The organism is Pseudomonas sp. Z4-20 (genome assembly GCF_051131955.1).
GTDB classification, from domain to species: domain Bacteria; phylum Pseudomonadota; class Gammaproteobacteria; order Pseudomonadales; family Pseudomonadaceae; genus Aquipseudomonas; species Aquipseudomonas marvdashtae.
In genome coordinates this window covers 2,538,784-2,558,277 of sequence record NZ_CP071641.1, presented here as the reverse complement: position 1 = coordinate 2,558,277, position 19,494 = coordinate 2,538,784, and the positions used below count along the sequence as shown (strand labels likewise).

15 protein-coding genes are annotated in these 19,494 nt (G+C 62.5%); 8 read left to right on the top strand and 7 right to left on the bottom strand.

Features of this window, described 5'->3' with window-relative positions:
* Positions 1–69 precede the first annotated feature (69 nt).
* Genes kdgR through J3P82_RS11845 form a run of 3 tightly spaced genes read left to right on the top strand, consistent with a single transcriptional unit; the run spans position 70 to position 5,270 of the window.
* Positions 70–855, top strand: a complete 786-nt coding sequence (gene kdgR / locus J3P82_RS11855; RefSeq protein WP_434563263.1) for a DNA-binding transcriptional regulator KdgR — start codon at positions 70–72, stop codon at positions 853–855.
* Positions 753–2,171: an efflux RND transporter periplasmic adaptor subunit gene (locus tag J3P82_RS11850; protein ID WP_434563261.1), complete on the top strand. Its 1,419-nt coding sequence runs from the start codon at positions 753–755 to the stop codon at positions 2,169–2,171. Before kdgR ends, J3P82_RS11850 begins: the two co-directional genes overlap by 103 nt.
* A gap of 3 nt (positions 2,172–2,174) precedes the next feature.
* Positions 2,175–5,270: a multidrug efflux RND transporter permease subunit gene (locus J3P82_RS11845; protein WP_434563259.1), complete on the top strand. Its 3,096-nt coding sequence runs from the start codon at positions 2,175–2,177 to the stop codon at positions 5,268–5,270.
* Positions 5,271–5,340: 70 nt separating this feature from the next.
* Here the strand turns inward: J3P82_RS11845 and J3P82_RS11840 are convergent, their stop codons facing one another.
* The 6 genes from J3P82_RS11840 to J3P82_RS11815 form a co-directional block, all read right to left on the bottom strand.
* Positions 5,341–6,264, bottom strand: a complete 924-nt coding sequence (locus tag J3P82_RS11840; protein ID WP_434563257.1) for a hypothetical protein — start codon at positions 6,262–6,264, stop codon at positions 5,341–5,343.
* A complete protein-coding gene (locus J3P82_RS11835; protein ID WP_434563255.1) occupies positions 6,257–7,129 on the bottom strand; it encodes a hypothetical protein in 873 nt (290 codons plus the stop codon). Before J3P82_RS11835 ends, J3P82_RS11840 begins: the two co-directional genes overlap by 8 nt.
* A 152-nt stretch (positions 7,130–7,281) precedes the next feature.
* Positions 7,282–8,130, bottom strand: a complete 849-nt coding sequence (locus J3P82_RS11830; RefSeq protein ID WP_434563253.1) for an ureidoglycolate lyase — start codon at positions 8,128–8,130, stop codon at positions 7,282–7,284.
* A 31-nt stretch (positions 8,131–8,161) separates the two neighbouring features.
* Entirely contained in the window at positions 8,162–8,902 is a 741-nt protein-coding gene (locus J3P82_RS11825) for an SDR family oxidoreductase (RefSeq protein ID WP_434563251.1), read from the bottom strand.
* On the bottom strand, positions 8,899–10,281 hold the full coding sequence (locus tag J3P82_RS11820) for an MFS transporter (RefSeq protein ID WP_434563249.1): 1,383 nt from the start codon (positions 10,279–10,281) through the stop codon (positions 8,899–8,901). The genes J3P82_RS11825 and J3P82_RS11820 overlap by 4 nt, the downstream gene beginning before the upstream one ends.
* A gap of 190 nt (positions 10,282–10,471) precedes the next feature.
* Complete coding sequence (locus J3P82_RS11815; RefSeq protein WP_434563247.1) at positions 10,472–11,410, bottom strand: LysR family transcriptional regulator; 939 nt, start codon at positions 11,408–11,410, stop codon at positions 10,472–10,474.
* 113 nt (positions 11,411–11,523) lie between these two features.
* Between J3P82_RS11815 and J3P82_RS11810 the strand changes: the two genes are divergently transcribed.
* Positions 11,524–12,705 (top strand): fumarylacetoacetate hydrolase family protein, encoded by a 1,182-nt coding sequence (locus J3P82_RS11810; protein ID WP_434563245.1) that lies wholly within the window; start codon positions 11,524–11,526, stop codon positions 12,703–12,705.
* A 47-nt stretch (positions 12,706–12,752) separates the two neighbouring features.
* The gene (locus J3P82_RS11805) at positions 12,753–14,537 is read left to right on the top strand and encodes an IlvD/Edd family dehydratase (RefSeq protein WP_434563243.1); all 1,785 of its coding nucleotides are present in this window, start codon (positions 12,753–12,755) and stop codon (positions 14,535–14,537) included.
* 60 nt (positions 14,538–14,597) lie between these two features.
* On the opposite strand, the gene J3P82_RS11800 is transcribed toward J3P82_RS11805, so the two are convergent.
* The gene (locus J3P82_RS11800) at positions 14,598–16,334 is read right to left on the bottom strand and encodes an OPT family oligopeptide transporter (RefSeq protein ID WP_434563241.1); all 1,737 of its coding nucleotides are present in this window, start codon (positions 16,332–16,334) and stop codon (positions 14,598–14,600) included.
* 232 nt (positions 16,335–16,566) lie between these two features.
* On the opposite strand from J3P82_RS11800, the gene J3P82_RS11795 reads away from it, so the two are divergent.
* The 3 genes from J3P82_RS11795 to J3P82_RS11785 are packed head-to-tail and all read left to right on the top strand — an operon-like array spanning position 16,567 to position 19,438.
* Positions 16,567–17,334 (top strand): substrate-binding periplasmic protein, encoded by a 768-nt coding sequence (locus J3P82_RS11795; RefSeq protein WP_434563239.1) that lies wholly within the window; start codon positions 16,567–16,569, stop codon positions 17,332–17,334.
* A 1-nt stretch (position 17,335) separates the two neighbouring features.
* Positions 17,336–18,679, top strand: a complete 1,344-nt coding sequence (locus tag J3P82_RS11790) for a GGDEF domain-containing protein (protein WP_434563237.1) — start codon at positions 17,336–17,338, stop codon at positions 18,677–18,679.
* Positions 18,680–18,703: 24 nt separating this feature from the next.
* A complete protein-coding gene (locus tag J3P82_RS11785) occupies positions 18,704–19,438 on the top strand; it encodes a substrate-binding periplasmic protein (RefSeq protein ID WP_434563235.1) in 735 nt (244 codons plus the stop codon).
* Positions 19,439–19,494: the final 56 nt, after the last annotated feature.

Sequence of the window (19,494 nt, the reverse complement as noted above, 5' to 3'; positions counted from 1 at the left end):
GCAAAAATGAAACAGCGTTTTGTTCTTCTTGCGTATATCCTTGGGTTTTACTTTCACGTTGGAGCCTTCATGGACAACAGCGTCATCCCAAACAACGATCTGGTGTCGGCGGTCGGCCGGACCATGGCCGTGCTCGAAGCGCTGGCCGAACATCCGGAAGAAAGCGGCGTCTCGGAAATCGCCACCAAACTGGACATGTCCAAGGCCACGGTCTACCGCTTCCTGCAGTCGCTGAAGGCGCGTGGGTATGTGGTGCAGGATGCCGAAGATCGCTATCGTCTCAGCGTCCGGCTATTTGAACTGGGTGCCCAAGCCCTGCCCCACCTGGACATCGTCCGGGAAGCGGAGCCCGGGATGCGCAGGATCAACGAGTTGACGGGCGAGACCGTCCACCTGGGGATTCTTGACGAAGGCAGCATCGTCTACGTCCACAAGATCGACTCCAAGTACAACCTGCGCATGTACTCGCGCATCGGCCGCCGGGCGCCGTTGTACTGCACGGGCATTGGTAAAGTGCTGATGGCCTGGCTCGAAGAGGACGAGTTGCTGGCGCACCTTGAACAGGAAAGTTTCGAGCGGCGCACAGCCAATACCTTGACCACCGTCGAGGCGTACCTGCAGGAACTGGACACCGTTCGCCAGCAAGGCTATGCCGAGGATCACGAAGAGTTCGAAGACAACATGCGTTGCCTGGCGGCACCGATCCGCGACCGTTTTGGCCACGTGATCGGCGGGATGAGCGTTTCATTCCCGTGTTTTCGCTTCAGGGAAGAATTGAAGCAGGATTACGTCAAGCAGCTGATGCATGCCAGCCAACAGATTTCCAGTCAGTTGGGCTGGCATGCGCAGCAATAGCAAAGGCCGTCGCCACGGGATGGGTGGCTGCTAACCACAGGTCGACGTTCAAGGACAGCCATTACACAAATTCACAGCCCCTTACAAAGCTTCACCCCTGCCATTGCCCCGGCCCCCTACCATGCCGGGTTCAATATTGGGGAAGCACCATGTCCAAGATTCCTGTCGTCACACTGGGCCTGTTGGTCGGGGCGTTGCTGAGCGGCTGTGACAGCGCCTCGACTCCGGAAGAATCCGCGCCACTGGCCAGCGTGCGCATCGAAACCGTCCAGCCCCGGCCGCTGTCGATCAGCAACGAACTGAGCGGCCGGATCACCGCGCCACGGGTCGCCGAAGTCCGGGCGCGGGTGGCTGGCGTGATCTTGCAGCGAGTGTTTCGCGAAGGCAGCGATGTCAAACAAGGCCAGGTGCTGTTTCGCATCGATCCGGCGCCGTTCAAGGCCGACCTCGACAGTGCCGAGGCGGCGTTGCGCAAGGCCGAGGCCAATGCGTTCCAGGCCCGTCTACAAGAGCAGCGCTACGCCCAGTTGGTTGACGACAAAGCCATCAGCGGCCAGGACTACGATAACGCCCGGGCCAACGTACGCCAGACCGCAGCCGACGTCGCCGCCAACAAGGCGGCCGTTGAACGGGCGAAGCTGAACCTCGGGTACGCCACCGTGACCGCGCCGATTTCCGGGCGCATCGGCCGGGCCCTGGTCACCGAAGGCGCGCTGGTGGGACAGAACGAAAGCACGCCGTTGGCGTTGATCCAGCAACTGGACCCGATCCACGTCGACCTCACCCAGTCGACCCGCGAACTCAACGACCTGCGCCGGGCCTTTCGCGCCGGGAACCTGCAAGCAGTCGGTCAGGGCGAAGCCAAGGCCACCTTGATCGAGGACGACGGCAGCCTCTATCCGCTGCCGGGCAAGCTGCTGTTCACCGACCTCAGCGTCGACCCAAGCACCGGCCAGATTACCCTGCGCAGCGAGTTTCCCAACCCGGACCTGGACCTGCTGCCCGGCAGTTTCATTCGCGTGCGCCTGGAACAGGCGGTCGATAGCCAGGGGATCACCGTGCCGCAACGGGCGATCCTGCGCGACAGCGCCGGCGTCGCCCAGGTGTTGCTGCTCGACGCAGAGCAGAAGGTCAGCCAGCAACCGGTCCAACTGGGCGCCGCGCAGAACGACCGCTGGATCGTCACGCAAGGTTTAAAACCGGGCGATCGCATCGTCGTCGAAGGCCTGCAGCACGCCCGCCCCGGTGAACAGGTCCAAGTCGACGACTCCCCTCTCCCCCTCGCCCAGGTTCCCGGGCCACAGGCAGGACACTAAGCCATGCCGCAGTTTTTTATCGACCGTCCGGTGTTCGCCTGGGTCGTCGCGTTGTTTATCCTGCTGGCTGGGGTCTTGGCCATTCCGCAATTGCCGGTGGCGCAGTACCCGGTCGTGGCTCCGCCGCAAATCGAGATCTACGCGGTGTACCCGGGCGCTTCGGCGCAAACGGTGGATGAAAGCGTGGTCAGCCTGATCGAGGAGGAACTCAACGGCGCCGACAACCTGTTGTATTTCGAATCCCAGAGCAGCCTCGGCAGCGCGACGATTACCGCGACCTTTCAACCGGGGACGAACCCGGAACTGGCCCAGGTCGACGTGCAGAACCGCCTCAAGGCGGTGGAGTCGCGCCTGCCGCAGGCGGTCACCCAGCAGGGCTTGCAGGTGGACAAGGTGTCCGCCGGTTTCCTGCTGCTGATCACCCTCACCTCCAGCGACGGCAAGCTCGACGACGTGGCGCTCAGCGACTACCTGGCGCGCAACGTGATGAACGAGATCAAACGCCTCGACGGTGTCGGCAAGGCCCAGCTGTACGGCGCCGAACGGGCCATGCGCATCTGGATCGATCCGCAGAAACTGCTGGGTTTCAACCTGACCCCGGCCGACGTCAACGCCGCCATCGTGGCGCAGAACGCCCAGGTCTCGGCCGGCAGCCTCGGCGATCTGCCGAGCCGCAGCACTCAGGAAATCACCGCGACCATCATGGTCAAGGGCCAGCTTTCTACCCCGCAGGAGTTTGCCGACATTGTGCTCAAGGCCAACCCCGACGGCTCGACGGTGCGCATCGCCGATGTCGCGCGGGTGGAAATCGGCAGCCAGGAATACCAGTTTTCCACGCGCCTGAACGGCAAGCCGTCCACTGCGGTGGCGGTACAGCTGTCACCAGGCGCAAACGCGCTGAACACCGCGACCCTGGTGCGCAACAAGATGGACGAACTGTCGCGCTACTTCCCGGCCGGCGTCGAATACAAGATTCCCTACGACACCTCACCGTTCGTCAAAGTCTCGATCACCAAAGTGATCTATACGCTCGGCGAGGCGATGCTGCTGGTGTTCGCGGTGATGTTCCTGTTCCTGCAGAACATCCGCTACACCTTGATTCCGACATTGGTGGTGCCGGTGGCGCTGATGGGCACCTTTGCGACAATGCTTGCGCTGGGGTTCTCGATCAACGTGCTGACGATGTTCGGCATGGTACTGGCCATCGGCATCCTGGTGGACGATGCCATCGTGGTGGTGGAAAACGTCGAGCGGATCATGGCCCAGGAAGGTCTGTCGCCCAAGGAAGCGACGCGCAAGGCCATGGGCCAGATCACCGGGGCGATCATCGGCATCACCCTGGTGCTGGTGGCGGTGTTCATTCCAATGGCGTTCATGCAGGGCTCGGTGGGGGTGATCTACCAGCAGTTCTCGCTGTCGATGGCGACGTCGATCCTGTTCTCGGCCTTCCTCGCCCTGACCTTGACCCCGGCGCTTTGCGCGACCTTGCTCAAGCCCGTCGCCCTAGGCGAGCAGCACGCCAAAGGCGGTTTCTTCGGTTGGTTCAACCGTGGCTTCGACCGCTTCGGCGATCGCTATCAAGGTTGGGTGGCCTATGCACTGAAACGCAGCGGCCGCTATCTGCTGATCTACGGCGTGTTGCTGGTGGGCATGGGCCTGCTGTTCAGTCGCCTGCCCTCCTCGTTCCTGCCGGTGGAAGACCAGGGCTACACCATCACCGACATCCAACTGCCGCCGGGCGCCAGCAAGAATCGGACGGTGCAGGTGGTGGAGCAGATCGAGGCGCATAATGCCGGCGAGCCTGGGGTTGGCGACAGCACCGTCATCCTCGGCTTCAGCTTCTCCGGCAGTGGACAGAACGCGGCCCTGGCGTTCACCACGCTGAAGGATTGGTCGCAGCGCAGCACCGAGGATTCGGCGGCGTCCATCGCCGACCGCGCCAACCAGGCTTTCGGCCAGATCAAGGACGCCATGGCTTTTTCGGTGTTGCCACCGCCGGTGGACGGCCTGGGCACTTCGAGCGGTTTCGAGTTCCGTCTGCAGGACCGCGGCGGCCTCGGCCATGCCACCTTGATGCAGGCCCGCAGCGAGTTGCTCGCCGCCGCCGAAAAAAGCCCGATACTGATGAACGTGCGTGAAAGCGCCCTGGCGGAGGCGCCGCAGGTGCAGTTGGAAGTCGACCGCAAACAGGCGAATGCCTTGGGCATTTCCTTCGCGGATGTCGGCGCCGTGTTGTCCACGGCGGTGGGTTCGGCCTACATCAACGACTTTCCGAACCAGGGACGCATGCAGCGCGTGGTGGTCCAGGCCGAGGGCGACCAACGCAGCCAGGTCGAGGATCTGTTGAAGATCCACGTGCGCAACAGCAGCGGGAAAATGGTCCCGTTGTCGGCGTTCGTCCAGGCCCGCTGGACCCAGGGACCGGCGCAATTGACCCGCTACAACGGCTATCCGGCGGTGAGCATTTCCGGCGAGCCGGCCCCCGGCTACAGCACCGGACAAGCGATGGCCGAAATCGAACGGCTGGTGGCGCAGGGGCCGACGGGCCTGGGCCAGGAATGGACCGGTTTGTCATTGCAGGAACGCTTGTCCGGCAGCCAGGCGCCAATCCTGCTGGGCCTGTCGCTGCTGGTGGTGTTCCTGTGCCTGGCGGCGCTGTACGAGAGTTGGTCGATTCCGACCTCGGTGCTGCTGGTGGTACCGCTAGGTGTGCTCGGTGCGGTCCTGGCCGTGTCGTTGCGCGGTATGCCCAACGATGTGTTCTTCAAGATCGGCCTGATCACCATCATCGGCCTGTCCGCAAAAAACGCGATCCTGATCATCGAGTTCGCCAAGAGCCTGTACGACGATGGGCATGACCTGATCGACGCCACGCTCCAGGCCGCACGCCTGCGCCTGCGGCCGATCATCATGACCTCGCTGGCGTTCATCCTCGGCGTGGTCCCACTGGCAATCGCCACGGGCGCCAGTTCGGCGAGCCAGCAGGCGATTGGCACCGGTGTGATCGGCGGGATGATCAGCGCCACGTTGGCGATAGTATTCGTCCCGGTGTTTTTCGTGGTGGTGATGAAGCGGGTCAGGTGTCGCAAAGGCGATTGAGGCGCTGCTGGCCTACTTGCCCTTGAAGGCTTCCCGGCGGGCGGTGCGCTCGCGCCCCGAGATCACCGCGTCACGTTGGTGGACGCTCAGCCATGACGGCGGGTCGCCCAGGCTGTGGCCCGATACCGCCTAGTGCCGTGGCCACCAGTCGCTGTACCCAATCGGCGTCCCGGTCATTGACCACGGCGTAACGGTCCGGCGGCAGACAAGTCCAGCGATGGGATGCCTCGGCGAGGCGCGAGAACTCATCGGCGGACATCCAGTACGAAGAGTCCGTCAGCGGCAAAGGCGCACCGTCAAAGCGCTCGCCCAGCGTCACCTGGGTCCCGGGGACAAAGGTGATCGCCAATTGTTGCCGGGGTTTCATCCGCTCGTCGGGCGCAGGCATTCGCCCTACCGGTCCATGGCGGAAGGCGCCGGGAAACTCCTCCCTGAGAACCAGCCAGTGGCCGGCCGTGGTCATGGCCAGGATCCACTGCGACACGCCAGAGGCTTGCTCGCGCACCAGCGTGTCGTTCTTCCATTGCATGACGCTGCTGCAATCAGGGTCAACGTCGTTGGCCCACAGGCTGATACCCGAAATCAGCGTATGGCGCTCAAGCTCGACCACCCCTCGATCCTGCATCGATTGCCAGTAGCGCTTGATCGGGTCGCGTGAGTCGCGCCGGTAATTGGACAATGCCCAGCCCGCCACGAAAAGCACAGTTGCCAACACCTGCCAGCCCCAGGATCCGACGATGATCCGGTCGATGTCCAGGCCCGGGACGAACCATTTCTCGACAAGACCCAGGACAATCACGAACGCCAAGCTCGGCAGCATGAGGCCAATGCTCACCGGCGCCGCCAGCACCATGACCCAGCTGAAGCGGTGCATGAATGCACGCTCGCGCGCCCAGGCCGCCTCCTGTGGGAGCATCGGAGATTGCTCGCGAGGGCCGAAGCCTGGATCAGGCGTCTGGAAACGGAGCTTTTGCTTGTAGAGTTCGTCACTCATGAAGGGCCCTGTCCACTAGTCGCTGCACCCAACCGGCGTCGCGGGCGTTGACCACGGCGTAACGGTCCGGCGGGAAAAAGACCCAGTGATGGGCGACCTCCGCGAGGCGCTTGATCTCATCGGCAGACATCCAATAAGACGTCTGCGTCATTGGCAAAGGCGCGCCCTCGAAACGCTGACCAAGCGCTAACTGGGTACCGGGCGCGAAGGCGATCGCCAGTTGCTGCCGGGGTTGCATCTGCTTGTCCGGCGTGGCCATCTGCCCCACTCGTCCATAGCAGAAGTCACCGGGAAACTCGTCCTTGAGCACCAGCCAGTGGCCGGCCTCGGTCATGGCCAGGACCCACTGCGACACGCCCGAGCTTTGCACGCGCACCAGTTTGTCGTTCTTCCAGAGCATGAGGCTGTTGCAATCCGGGTCAAAGTCGTTGGCCCAGAGACTGAGGCCCGATACCAACGTATGGCGTTCGAGCTCGACCAGCCCGTGATCGGGCATCGATTGCCAATAATGGTGGGTCGGGTCGCGCGAGTCGCGCAGGTAATTGGACAGTGCCCAGCCCGCCACGAAGAGCAGTGTCGCCAGCGCCAGCCAGCCCAAGGAGTCACCGACGATCCGGTCGATATCCATGTCCGGGGCGAATAACTTTTGGACAAGGGCCAGGGTAGATAAGAACACCAAGCCCGGCAGCACCAGGCCCATGCTCAACGGCGGCACCAGCACCACAAACCAGCTGAAGCGGTGCATCAAGGCACGTTCACGCGCCCAGGCCAGTTCCTGCGCAAGCATCGGCGCCTGCTCCCGTGGGGCGAGGCCTGGATTAGGGGTATGGAAGCGGGTGAACCGCGCGACGGCGTCTTCGCTCATGGATGGCGTCATTCCGTGGAAATCAGTCGCGCATCTTCGAGGATTTTTCGGGGCGTGGACAGTCCCCCAAGACATAACGCGCTTCCTGAATCCCGGTCACTGAACCACCGCTGTCGCGAGCACGCCCGCGATAGCAGCTGCGAATCCCTGTATCAGTCCGCCTGCACCGTGACCTGACGCTGTTCGCCCAGGCCTTCAATGCCCAAGCGCATGGTCTGCCCCGGACGCAGGAACACCGGGTTGGGCTTAATGCCCAGGCCCACGCCCGGCGGCGTCCCGGTCGAAATGACGTCGCCGGGTTGCAGGCTCATGCACCGGCTCAGGTAGGCGATCAGTTGCGGCACGCTGAAGATCAGCGTTCGGGTGTTGCCGTTCTGATAGCGATGGCCGTCGACTTCCAGCCACAGGTCCAGCGCATGCGGATCGGCGATTTCGTCGCGGGTCACAAGCCACGGACCCAAGGGGCCGAAGGTGTCGAAGCCTTTGCCTTTGTCCCAGGTGCCGCCGCGCTCCAACTGCCACTCGCGCTCCGACACGTCGTTGATGACGCAGTAACCGGCGACATGCTCCATGGCGTTCGCCTCGTCGATGTAGCGCCCGCCCTTGCCGATGACCACGCCAAGCTCGACTTCCCAGTCGGTCTTGAGCGAGCCACGGGGAATCTGGACGTCGTCGTTCGGCCCGCAAATGGCACTGGTCCACTTGTTGAAGATGATCGGCTCTTTCGGCACCTCCATGTTCGATTCGGCGGCATGGTCGGCGTAGTTCAGGCCGATGCAGATGAACTTGCCAACCTGCCCGACGCAGGCGCCTATCCGCGGTTGACCGCCTACGACCGGCAGGCTGCGCGGGTCGATGGCGGCGAGTCTTGCCAGGCTTTCAGGAGCCAGGGCCTGGCCGGCGATGTCCGGCACGTGGCCCGACAGGTCACGGATCTGATTGTCATCATCCAGCAGCCCGGGTTTTTCCGAGCCTTTTTCGCCGTAACGCAACAGTTTCATGGAGTGCTCCTGTTCAAGTGAAAGCCGGGGTTCAGAGGCTCATGCCGCCGTCGATGATGTGCACGGCCCCCGTAGTGTAGGCGGACGCATCGCTGCCCAGGTACACTGCCAGTTGCGCGATCTCCTGGGTAGCGCCGATACGGCCCATGGGCTGGCGGTCGAGAAACTGCCGATAGACCTGTGCTTCATCGACCCCCTGCCGGGCGGCCTGGTCGGCGATACGCTGGCGCAGCGAAGGCGAGTCCACCGTGCCGGGGCAGATCGCGTTACAGCGGATGCCCTGGCTGACGAAGTCGATGGCGACGGACTTGGTCAGTCCCACCACCGCTGCCTTGCTGGTGCCATAGGCGAAACGATTGGGCACGCCCTTGATGCTGGAGGCCACCGACGACATGTTGATGATCGATCCGCCGCCTCGCGCCAGCATGCCTGGCAGGAACGCGCGGATCATGCGGTACATGGCCGTGACATTGAGGTCCATCGAGCGCGCCCAGGCCGCTTCGTCGCAGTCGAGAATGTTGCCGCTGTGCACGTAGCCGGCGCAGTTGAACAGCACGTCCAGGCCACCGATCTGGTCGCGGGCGGCGTCGATGGCGCTGGCCGACGTAACGTCCAGCGTGAGCGCCGTGACCCCTTCGATGCCTGCGAGTGCGCGGATGTCGATGTCACTGGCAAACACCTCGGCACCGGCCTGGGCGAAGGCTATAGCGCTGGCCAGGCCGATGCCTTGCCCCGCCGCCGTCACTAGCACACGCTTGTTTTGCAGGCTCATGCTGTCTCCAGTTGCGCGGCGGTGGGCGCGGTCTTGGGTGTCCTGCCAAGCATCGAGGCTGGGATCGCCAGGATCAGCCCGCCGCTGACCAAAAGACACAAGGCTAGTACATAAGTGCCGTTGTTGATGTTGCCGGTGAGGGTTTCCGCCACGGCGGTGATCATCGATCCGGTGAAGCCCGAGAGGTTGCCGATGGCGTTGATCATGCCGATCCCGGCGGCCGCCGCGACGCCCGACAGCACGGTGCCCGGCAGGGTCCAGAAAATCGGCATCAGGCTGAGGATCCCCGAGGCGGAGACGCTGAGAAAGAGGATCGACAACACCAGGTTATCGGCGAAGAAAGCACTGAGGATCAGCCCAACGCCGCCGATGAAGGCCGGAATGGCCGCGTGCAGGCGCCGCTCGCCGGTGCGGTTGGAGTGGCGTGCGTTGAGCAGCATCGCCACGATTGCCACCGAGTAAGGAATGGCGGTCAGAAAACCGATGTGCAGGCTGTTGGTGATGCCGGTGCTCTTGATGATCGACGGCATCCAGAAGGCCAGGCCGTAGAAACCGGTGTTGAAGGTCAGCAGGATCAGCACCAGCAACCACACCCGGGGGTTGAAGAAGACTTCGCCCAGGCGCGTGGCCTTGCCTTGGTTATCGGTTTGCAGATTGGCCTTGAGCAAGGCCTTTTCCGCCGCCGAAAGCCACTTGGCTTTGTCGATGTTGTCGGCCAGGCAGACGATCACCACGAAGGCCATGATGATCGAAGGAATACCCTCGATGATCAGCATCCACTGCCAGCCGGACATGCCGTGCACGCCTTGCATGCTGTTCATCAGCCAGCCGGACAGTATCCCGCCCAGCGTTAGGCTGACCGGCAACGCCAGCAGGAATCCGGACATCACGCGGCTCTGGCGATGGGTCGGGAACCAGTAGTTGAGGTAGAGAATCACGCCAGGAAAGAAGCCCGCCTCGCAGATCCCCAGGAGGAAGCGCAGCACATAAAACATCGTGCTCGATTCAACGTGGAAAAAACCCGCCAGTGGCACGGTGTAGGCCACGGCCATGGAAATCACTGCCCAACTGAGCATGATTCGCGCAATCCAGAACCGCGCGCCAAAGCGATGCAACAGCAGGTTGCTGGGGACTTCGAAGAGGAAGTAGCCCCAGAAGAACATACTGGCGCCCAAGGCGTACACGGTGTTGCTGAATTGCAACTCGGCGAGCATGTCGAGCTTGGCGAAGCCGATGTTCACCCGATCGAGGTATGCCGCCATGTAGCACAACAGCAACACGGGCAGGATCCGCCAGATCACCTTGCGGTAGGTCCGGTCTTCGAAATCCAGGCCGCCGGCGGGAGCCTGTGCGGGCAAATGCTCGGAGATGGTTTGCATGAGTAACCCCTGATTGTTTTTATTGGGTCACGTCGAATGAGCGAATCATCCGGCGATTGAACGAGGACTCTACTGTCGGGGAGCGATTCATTCCCAATGGCATTTTTGGATTAGTTGATAACCCGTTGTTATCGGAATCCAGGGGTCTACTTCGTAGCCCAGCGGGAGCAAGCTCCCTCGCCACAGGGATTCAACCGCCCAGGCGGGCGTTGTCCTTGAGGATCTCGGCGAACTCCAGCGCGGCGCCTATCAGCGGCTCGTTCTTTCGCGTGAGGATGCCGTAGTCCTGCGGCACCAGGTGCAGCGGCGTGTCGAGGGTCTTGAGTTGGCCGCTCTCGAGCAGCGGATCGACCATGGCATTGGGCAACATGCCGATCATCGGTCCACGTTTCAGGACTTGGAGAAAGGTCTGCATGGAGATGGTGTCGATGGTGTTGCGCGGCATGCCCACTCCTGCCTCGGCGAACGCCAGCTCCATGCGCGCGCGGATCGGCGTACCGACCGGATAGAGGATCCACGGCTGGTCCACCAGTTGCTGCAAGGATGTTGGCCCGGCGTCCGCCAGCGGGTGGCGGTTGTTCACCACGATGCAGAACGGTTCCGGGGCCAGGGGCTGGAAATCGTAGCGCTGCTGCTGGCTTTGATCGGTAAAGCGCGCCACTGCCAGGTCGAGCTTTTTCTCTTCAAGCATTTCCATCAGATGGTTGCTGGTCTGCTCCACCACTTCGATGGACAGCAAAGGCCAGCGCTGCTTGATCTTCAGGATCGCCTCGGGCAACGCCACCGCTGTCGCGGCAAAGATGCCGCCGACCTTGAGGTAGCCATGACCGCCTTCGCGCAGGCTGCTGATCTGCTCGACAAACGAACGCGCGTCGTTCAACGCGATTTGCGCATAACGCAGTACGTGCTCGCCGAGGGCGGTGGGCGGCATGCTTCGGGGGCGGCGTTCGAACAGGGCGAAGCCGAGCAGGCTTTCGATTTCCTTGAGCATCTTGCTCACCGCCGGCTGGCTGAGATTCATTTGCTGGGCGGCGAGATGCATGTTGCAGGTACGCCCCAAGGTGTCGATCAGCAGCAGATGGCGGAATTTAAGCCAGCCGCAGAAGCTGGAGAAGGACAAGTCGGACATGGGTGCTCCTCAACGAGTAATAACCGGACGTTATCAGATATTGAATATATCTCATTGGAGTTCATCGGCAGCGCGCCCTAGCGTGAATGCTTTATGAACCAGGAAGCTTGCCCATGTCGCTCATGCTTACTCCCGAGAACACCCTGCCGGTCGACGGCGTCGCCGGCACCCTGATTGGTCGTGCCTGGGTGCCTGGCGCCGTTGCCGGGCCTTCGCCCATCGTGCTGCGCAGCGACGGGGTGTTCGACTTGTCGGAGCATTTCGCGACCTTGAGCGACTTGTTGGAAAGCTCCTCGCCATTGGCAGCGGTGAGAGAAACGCCGGGCAGCTTCATCGCCAGCGTCGAAGCGCTGCTGGCCAACACCGGCCTGCATGCCGATCTGTCCAAACCCTTCTTGCTGCCGCCGCTGGACCTACAGGTGATCAAGGCCGCCGGCGTGACCTTCGCCGCGAGCATGATCGAGCGGGTGATCGAGGAACAGGCCGGCGGTGACGCGGCCCGGGCCGAAGCCGTGCGCGCCACGGTGCACAGCGTGATCGGCGATAACTTGCGCTCGATCGTGCCGGGCTCCGAACAAGCCATGCGTCTGAAGGCGTACCTCATTGAACAGGGCATGTGGTCGCAGTACCTGGAGGTCGGCATCGGGCCGGACGCGGAAATCTTCACCAAGGCGCCGGTCCTGGCCGCCGTCGGCAGTGGCAGCCAGATCGGCATTCACCCGGCCTCGCAATGGAACAATCCTGAGCCCGAGGTCGTGCTGGCGGTGAACAGCCGTGGCCAGATCCACGGCGCCACACTCGGCAACGACGTTAATCTGCGCGACATTGAAGGCCGCAGTGCGCTGTTGCTGAGCAAGGCCAAGGACAACAACGCATCATGCGCCATCGGGCCGTTCATTCGGCTGTTCGACGAACGCTTCAGCCTCGACGATGTGCGCGCCTGCGAAGTCGATCTGCGGGTACAAGGCGAAGACGGCTACCGCCTGCAGGGTTCCAGTTCGATGAATCAAATCAGCCGTGACCCGCAGGACCTTGCAGGCCAGACACTCAACGCCAACCACCATTATCCGGATGGCTTCCTGCTGTTTCTGGGTACTCTGTTTGCCCCCACCGAGGACCGGGATCAGCCCGGCAGCGGCTTTACCCACAAACTGGGTGACCGGGTCAGCATCAGCAGCCCCTTGCTCGGCAGCCTGCATAACCAAGTGACCCACAGCTGTGACGCCACACCCTGGACCTTCGGCATCGGCGCCTTGCTGCGCAATCTCGCCGCGCGAGGGCTGCTGGGTCGCTGAGCAACGACAGATCGTCGATTCAACCAATTACAAGAGAGAAATGAATCATGAGTGACACGCCAAAACGCCGCCTGCGCAGCGAGCAATGGTTCAATGACCCGGCCCACGCCGACATGACCGCCCTGTACGTCGAGCGCTACATGAACTACGGCATGACCCGCGAAGAGCTGCAATCGGGACGGCCGATCATTGGCATCGCCCAGACCGGCAGCGACTTGACACCCTGCAACCGCCATCACCTGGAACTGGCGCAACGGGTCAAGGCCGGCATTCGTGACGCCGGCGGCATCCCCATGGAATTCCCGGTGCACCCGATCGCTGAACAGTCGCGCCGGCCTACCGCAGCGCTGGACCGTAACCTGGCCTATTTGGGACTGGTGGAAATCCTCCACGGTTATCCGTTGGATGGCGTGGTGCTGACCACCGGTTGCGACAAGACCACCCCGGCGTGCCTGATGGCGGCGGCGACCACCGACCTGCCAGCGATTGTCCTGTCCGGTGGGCCGATGCTCGACGGCCACCACAAGGGCGAACTGATCGGCTCCGGCACGGTGCTGTGGCATGCGCGCAACCTGATGGCCGCCGGCGAGATCGACTACGAAGGTTTCATGGAAATGACCACCGCGGCATCGCCGTCGGTGGGTCACTGCAACACCATGGGCACCGCGCTGTCGATGAACGCCCTGGCTGAGGCGCTAGGCATGTCACTGCCCGGCTGTGCGAGCATTCCGGCGCCCTATCGCGAGCGCGGTCAAATGGCCTATGCCACCGGCAAGCGCATCTGCGAACTGGTCCGCCAGGACGTGCGCCCTTCGCAAATCATGACCCGCGAGGCCTTCGAGAACGCCATCGCCGTCGCCTCGGCATTGGGGGCGTCGAGCAACTGCCCGCCACACCTGATCGCCATCGCCCGGCACATGGGCGTCGAGCTGAGCCTGGATGACTGGCAACGGATCGGCGAAGACGTGCCGCTGCTGGTCAACTGCATGCCCGCCGGCAAGTACCTGGGCGAAGGCTTCCACCGCGCCGGCGGTGTGCCGGCGGTCATGCATGAGCTGAAAAAAGCCGGGCGCCTGCACGAAGACTGCGCCACGGTCAGCGGCAGGACCATCGGCGAAATCGTCGGCAGCAGCCTGACCAGCAACACCGACGTCATCTACCCCTTCGACACGCCGCTCAAGCACCGTGCCGGTTTCATCGTGCTCAGCGGCAATTTTTTCGACAGTGCGATCATGAAGATGTCGGTGGTGGGCGAAGCCTTTCGCAAGACCTACCTGTCCGAACCCGGCGCCGAGAACAGCTTCGAAGCCCGGGCCATCGTCTTCGAAGGACCGGAGGACTACCACGCGCGCATCGACGACCCGGCGCTGGACATCGATGAGCGCTGCATCCTGGTGATTCGCGGTGTCGGCACCGTCGGCTATCCAGGCAGCGCCGAGGTGGTAAACATGGCCCCGCCGGCGGCACTGATCAAACAAGGCATCGACTCCCTGCCCTGCCTCGGCGATGGTCGTCAGAGCGGCACATCAGCGAGCCCGTCGATCCTCAACATGTCCCCGGAAGCTGCCGTGGGCGGTGGCCTGGCGCTGCTGCAGACCAACGACCGGCTGCAAGTGAACCTGAACACCCGCACCGTGAACCTGCTGGTCGACGACGCCGAGATGGAACGGCGCCGAAGCGAGTGGACCCCGAGTATCCCGCCGTCGCAAACGCCTTGGCAGGAACTGTACCGGCAGCTGGTCGGGCAGCTTTCCACGGGAGGGTGCCTGGAGCCGGCCACGTTGCACCTTAGGGTGATTGCCCGCAGCGGTGAGCCGCGGCACTCTCATTGACTCGCTGCACCACCAAACCTTTTCGTGGCGAGGGAGCAAGCTCCCTCGCCACGGGGTCCTTCACAGGTTCCCAACCATCTCCCACAACGAAGCGCCAACCCCGGTAATGCTTTCCCCGGCAATCAACCCCGCCGCCGCGGTGATGGCGAAGCGTTCGGTGAGGCTCGGCCAGCCGCGGCTCACCAACCAAGTGAGCACGGCGCCGAGGGCCATCATCAGCGACACCGAGGCTGGCAGGACAAATGCCAGGCCCAATGCCGCCGTACTGGGCAGGTAGCGGGCGCGATGCGCCGGCAACAAGCTGTCGAGGATGCCCAGCAGCAGACCGACGACACCGCCGATGAAGATCGCCCAGCGGATGCTGACTGACAATGAGTCCAGGCCAAGGGTCAGGGTTTGCGCCACGGCTTTCCAAGTGGCGACCGCCGGGGCCGGCCACTCTTCGGTGAGCAGCATGGTCTGCGGGTCAGGAATCAACGCGAGGTAGGCCAGCACGCCGACGATGCTGCCGATGAAGATTCCCAGGGTCTGGGCCATCAATTGCTTGCGTGGCGTGGCACCAATCGCCCGGCCGACCTTGAAATCATTCATCAAGTCCGTGCATTGCCCCGCCGAACCGCCGGCGGTATTGGCGCTCATCAGGTTGATCGGCACCTGCCCTGGCGCAACGATGCCGAAGCTCAACTGGGACAATTGACCGATGGCGCCGATCGGCGGAATACCCGTGGCGCCGACCACACGGGCGGCCACCGCTGCCAGGCAGATCGCCAAGGGAATGGTCAGCAGCGCCATCCACGGATTGATACCGAACAGCAGCGCTTGCAGGCTCACCACCAAGATGATCGCCGACAGGAAACCGACCGCCGGCCCGGCCTTGGGAATCACCCAGGTCGCGCCGCCGTTGGCCTTGGTGCAAGTGTGCAACGCCCACAAGCGAATCGCCAGGGACGCCAGCGTCGCGCAAACCATCAGGCTCACGCCCGGCCACAGCAACCATTCCACCAGCACGGCGAACTGCGGGCCGCTGCTGCCGGACGGCAACTGCACCAAGCCATTGTCCAGCAACCAGGGCGCCAGCCCGCCCCATGCCAGCAACGCGCCGAGCAGCAGCGTCAAGCCGACGCGAATGCCGATGATGCCGCCGAACCCCACCAGCAACAGCGAAGGATCGGCGGTAAACGTCAGGCGCTCCAATTGGGCGCTCGGCGACCAACGCGCGATGGCCCACATAAAGGTGTCGACCCACTTGGCGACGCCGGACAGCAGCGCCGCCCCCAGCAGCACCTTCAAGCGCGTTGCCGCTTCATGACCATGGTTATAGATGTGCAGGAGGGTTTCCAAGGTCGCCATGCCTTCGGGAAACCTCAGCGCCTTGTCGTTGAGCAGCGAGGGCCGCAGGTACCAGGCGATCCAGATGCCCAGGAAGCTCACCGAGAAGACCCAGGCAATCATCGGCACCGCGTCCAGTTGCTGGCCGGTCAGCAAGGTATACGCCGGAATGGGCGCCACCAGCCCACCGGAAATGATCGACGCCGCAGCCGACGCTACGGTCTGGTTGATGTTGCTTTCATGCAGCGTCCAGGGCAGCCCCGACGCCGAGTGCTTGGCCAAACCCTGCCAGATGCCATAGCCGACCAGCAGAGCGATGATCGACATGTTGAACGACCAGCCAATCTTCAATCCCGCGTAGACATTGGAAGGCGTCAGGAGGATGCCAAGCACGATTCCCGTGATGACCGCGCGCGGACTGAATTCGCGCTCTACGGGACGGACGTGCGAGGTCGAGGTGTGATCCATGCGAATTCCTTATCGGCAAAAGACAGTTGGCTGAGCCAAGGCAGCCACCTGACAAGTGAGTGCTGTATCGACGTAAGGTTCACCAGCGATACGTTCTGGCGGCCACGTGATAGAGCGGTCCGCCCCCTGCGTTTGAAGGCCCGCTCAAGCAGTCTCCCGCCTGGCCGATAACCCTTGTGACGGCGGCCCTCCGGCCTCGCCAGGCTCTGCTGGTTGCATAGGGTAATGATCAATGGTTCTGCAGCTTAACCGTTTATTGATGATGGTTGCCCTGGTGCTCCTGGTTGCAGGTGGATCGGCATCGGCCATCGCAGCTGAGCCGCCGTTGCGCATTGTGACGGAGGAGTTGCCGCCCTATAACATGACCCAGAACGGTCGAGTGACGGGCATGAGCACCGAGGTGGTCGAGGCCGTGCTCAAGGAAGTCGGCGTCGAGGCTTCGATCCAGCCCATGCCCTGGGCGCGTGCCTACGAACTGGCGCTCAATGAAAGCAACGTGTTGATCTATTCGATCGTCCGCACCCCCGCGCGCGAGTCGCTTTTCCAATGGATCGGCGCCATCGCGCCGACCCAGTGGTATATCTACTCACTGGCTGAGCGACCAGTGAAACTCAATACCCTGGCCGATGCCCATGGTCACCAGATCGCGACCGTCAACCAAGACGTGGGAGAGCAGTATCTCGTCTCGAAGGGTTTTCGCATCGGCGAGGAATTGCAGTCCAGCAGCAAATACGAACATAACTACCGCAAGCTCAAGGTCGATCATGTGGCGTTGTGGATTTCAAACGAACTCAACGCCTTGTACCTGACTCGCCAGAATGGCGAAGATCCGGAAAAAGTACTGATCAAATCGCTGCCGCTGCCCGAGCTCAGCGCCGGCGGCTTGAGCATGGCGTTCAGCCGCAACACGCCCAAGCAGACTGTCGAGAAATTCCGCGTCGGCCTGGAGACCATTCGTCGCAACGGCGTCTACGACGCCATTGCGCGCAAGTGGTTATGAGATGGACAGCAACTTCGGACCGGGCTCCTCTCACCGATCACCGACCAAGGTACTCAGCTCCCTGGGACGGCGCCTGGTGCTGGCGACCTTGTTGTTCTGCCTGTTTTTTACCCTGGCGATGGTGACGTGGCGCACCTGGCTGGCCTGGGAAAGCAACCTGGCGGAAATGAATTCCGAGCTTGGCCTGATCGACCAGGTGTTCCAGGACACCTTGGCCCATGCCATTTGGGAAATGGACAGCGAATCCCTGGACAAGCAACTCAACAGTGTCGCGAATGCCGCGCCGGTCGGACGCGTGGTGCTCAATGTCCTGCGGCCCGGCCGTTCGCCAGAAACCATCGAACGCAATCGCTACACCACCGGCAATGCGGGCGCGGCCCCGGTGCTGCACCGCCAGCTTATCGCTCAACCCTATCTCGGAGCGCATGAAAAAGTCGGCGAGCTGACCATTGAAGGCGATAACCAATTGCTCTGGAAGCGCCTGTGGGGTGAAGCACGCAGCATCGTCATCACTCAGATCATCCAATCGATGCTGCTCGCCGGACTAGTCATGACCATGTTCAACCGCTTGGTGACGATCCACGTGGTGCATATTGCCCGGCATTTGGGCGAGCTCGCGCCGCAAACGCTCAAGCATCACCTCAAGTTGCAACGCTCAGTGGACCGCCAGGACGAACTGAGCCTGCTCGAATCCCAGGTCAACGAGTTGCAGGACAATCTCCACGCCCACCTGGAGCGCCAGCGTTCGGACGAACTGGCAATCGCCGCCAGCCGCGATCAGTTGGTTGAACTGGTCGAGGCGCGCACGGCGGAACTGCGGGCGGCCAACCAGGCCCTCGAAGCCCTGTCGCGTCACGATGCCCTGACGGGGCTGGCCAATCGTCGCCATTTCGACGAACTGAAGGAAATCGAATTTCGCCGCGCGGTCCGCCACCACACGCCGTTGGCCGTGCTCATGTGCGACGTCGATTTTTTCAAGATCTACAACGACACCTACGGCCACATGAACGGCGACCAGTGCTTGCAGCAGATTGCCGAAACCCTGCGTGATGTGTTCGGGCGCTCCGGCGAATTGGTCGCGCGCGTCGGTGGCGAGGAATTCGTCGTCTTACTGCCCAACATCAATGCACAACAGGCCTGCGACGCGGCCCAACGGCTGCGCATCGCCCTGGCCGAGCGGGAACTGCCCCACAGCGGCTCGTCGGTCTCGCCGTTTGTCACGCTGAGCATCGGCGTCGCCGAACTGGACCCCGAGGCCATGGATCATTTCGACCAACTGATGCAGCGCGCAGACCAGGCGTTGTATCGAGCCAAGCACCAGGGACGCAATCGCGTTTCCCTCTGAATCATCGTCAACGTCGAGGTCTGTATGCGCCACTCTCTGATGCTCTGCTCCTGCGTACTCCTGGCCTTGATCAGCCTCAACGGCCAGGCCGAAACCATCGAAGTCGTAACCGAGGACTCGCTATACGCTTATCTGCGCGATGACAAACTGGTCGGCCCCGGTATCCATATCGCGTCCGACACGCTGAAACAGGCCAACCTCAGCGACTTTCGCATGGCGCTGTATCCCTGGGCGCGGGCCTACGAGATGGCGTTGCGAGAACCCAACGTGCTGATTTTCCCACTGGATCGCACCCCTGCCCGTGAACAGCTGTTCAAGTGGGTCGGTGAAATCCATCGTTCCACCAGCCGCCTCTACAAACTGCGCGACGCCGACCCCATCACTGTCCGCAACCTTGAAGAGGCCAAGCAGTACAGCATCGGCGTGATACGCAATGACGCCAAGCAGATCTATCTGCAAGAACGTGGGTTCAGCCGGCTGGTCGTGTCGGCGAACAACCACGACAACTTTCAGAAATTGTTGAACCGCCAGGTTCAATTGGTGCCGATGCCGGAGAACACCGCACGCCTGATGAGCCAGGATGCCCAGATGGATTTCAATCTGCTGGAGGAAGTCTATGCCCTTGAGGAACAGCCCCACAGGGTCTATCTGGCTTTCAGCCTGAGCACGCCGGACGAGACTGTCGCCAGGGCCCAGCGCGCGTTCGAAGCGCTCAAGGCCTCGGGCGAAGTCGAGCGGATCATGAAGGAGAAGCGTTGAGCGGCGGCACCGGTCAGCGGCGTTGAACTCTTGTATCGTCAATAACGTCTAGCCCA

Excerpts from the sequence above, each read along its gene's own strand:
- kdgR (WP_434563263.1), top strand. The coding sequence starts at position 70 with ATGGACAACAGCGTCATCCCAAACAACGATCTGGTGTCGGCGGTCGGC.
- J3P82_RS11845 (WP_434563259.1), top strand. The coding sequence starts at position 2,175 with ATGCCGCAGTTTTTTATCGACCGTCCGGTGTTCGCCTGGGTCGTCGCG.
- J3P82_RS11840 (WP_434563257.1), bottom strand. The coding sequence starts at position 6,264 with ATGAGTGACGAACTCTACAAGCAAAAGCTCCGTTTCCAGACGCCTGAT.
- J3P82_RS11835 (WP_434563255.1), bottom strand. The coding sequence starts at position 7,129 with ATGAGCGAAGACGCCGTCGCGCGGTTCACCCGCTTCCATACCCCTAAT.
- J3P82_RS11830 (WP_434563253.1), bottom strand. The coding sequence starts at position 8,130 with ATGAAACTGTTGCGTTACGGCGAAAAAGGCTCGGAAAAACCCGGGCTG.
- J3P82_RS11825 (WP_434563251.1), bottom strand. The coding sequence starts at position 8,902 with ATGAGCCTGCAAAACAAGCGTGTGCTAGTGACGGCGGCGGGGCAAGGC.
- J3P82_RS11820 (WP_434563249.1), bottom strand. The coding sequence starts at position 10,281 with ATGCAAACCATCTCCGAGCATTTGCCCGCACAGGCTCCCGCCGGCGGC.
- J3P82_RS11815 (WP_434563247.1), bottom strand. The coding sequence starts at position 11,410 with ATGTCCGACTTGTCCTTCTCCAGCTTCTGCGGCTGGCTTAAATTCCGC.
- J3P82_RS11810 (WP_434563245.1), top strand. The coding sequence starts at position 11,524 with ATGTCGCTCATGCTTACTCCCGAGAACACCCTGCCGGTCGACGGCGTC.
- J3P82_RS11805 (WP_434563243.1), top strand. The coding sequence starts at position 12,753 with ATGAGTGACACGCCAAAACGCCGCCTGCGCAGCGAGCAATGGTTCAAT.
- J3P82_RS11800 (WP_434563241.1), bottom strand. The coding sequence starts at position 16,334 with ATGGATCACACCTCGACCTCGCACGTCCGTCCCGTAGAGCGCGAATTC.
- J3P82_RS11795 (WP_434563239.1), top strand. The coding sequence starts at position 16,567 with ATGGTTCTGCAGCTTAACCGTTTATTGATGATGGTTGCCCTGGTGCTC.
- J3P82_RS11790 (WP_434563237.1), top strand. The coding sequence starts at position 17,336 with ATGGACAGCAACTTCGGACCGGGCTCCTCTCACCGATCACCGACCAAG.
- J3P82_RS11785 (WP_434563235.1), top strand. The coding sequence starts at position 18,704 with ATGCGCCACTCTCTGATGCTCTGCTCCTGCGTACTCCTGGCCTTGATC.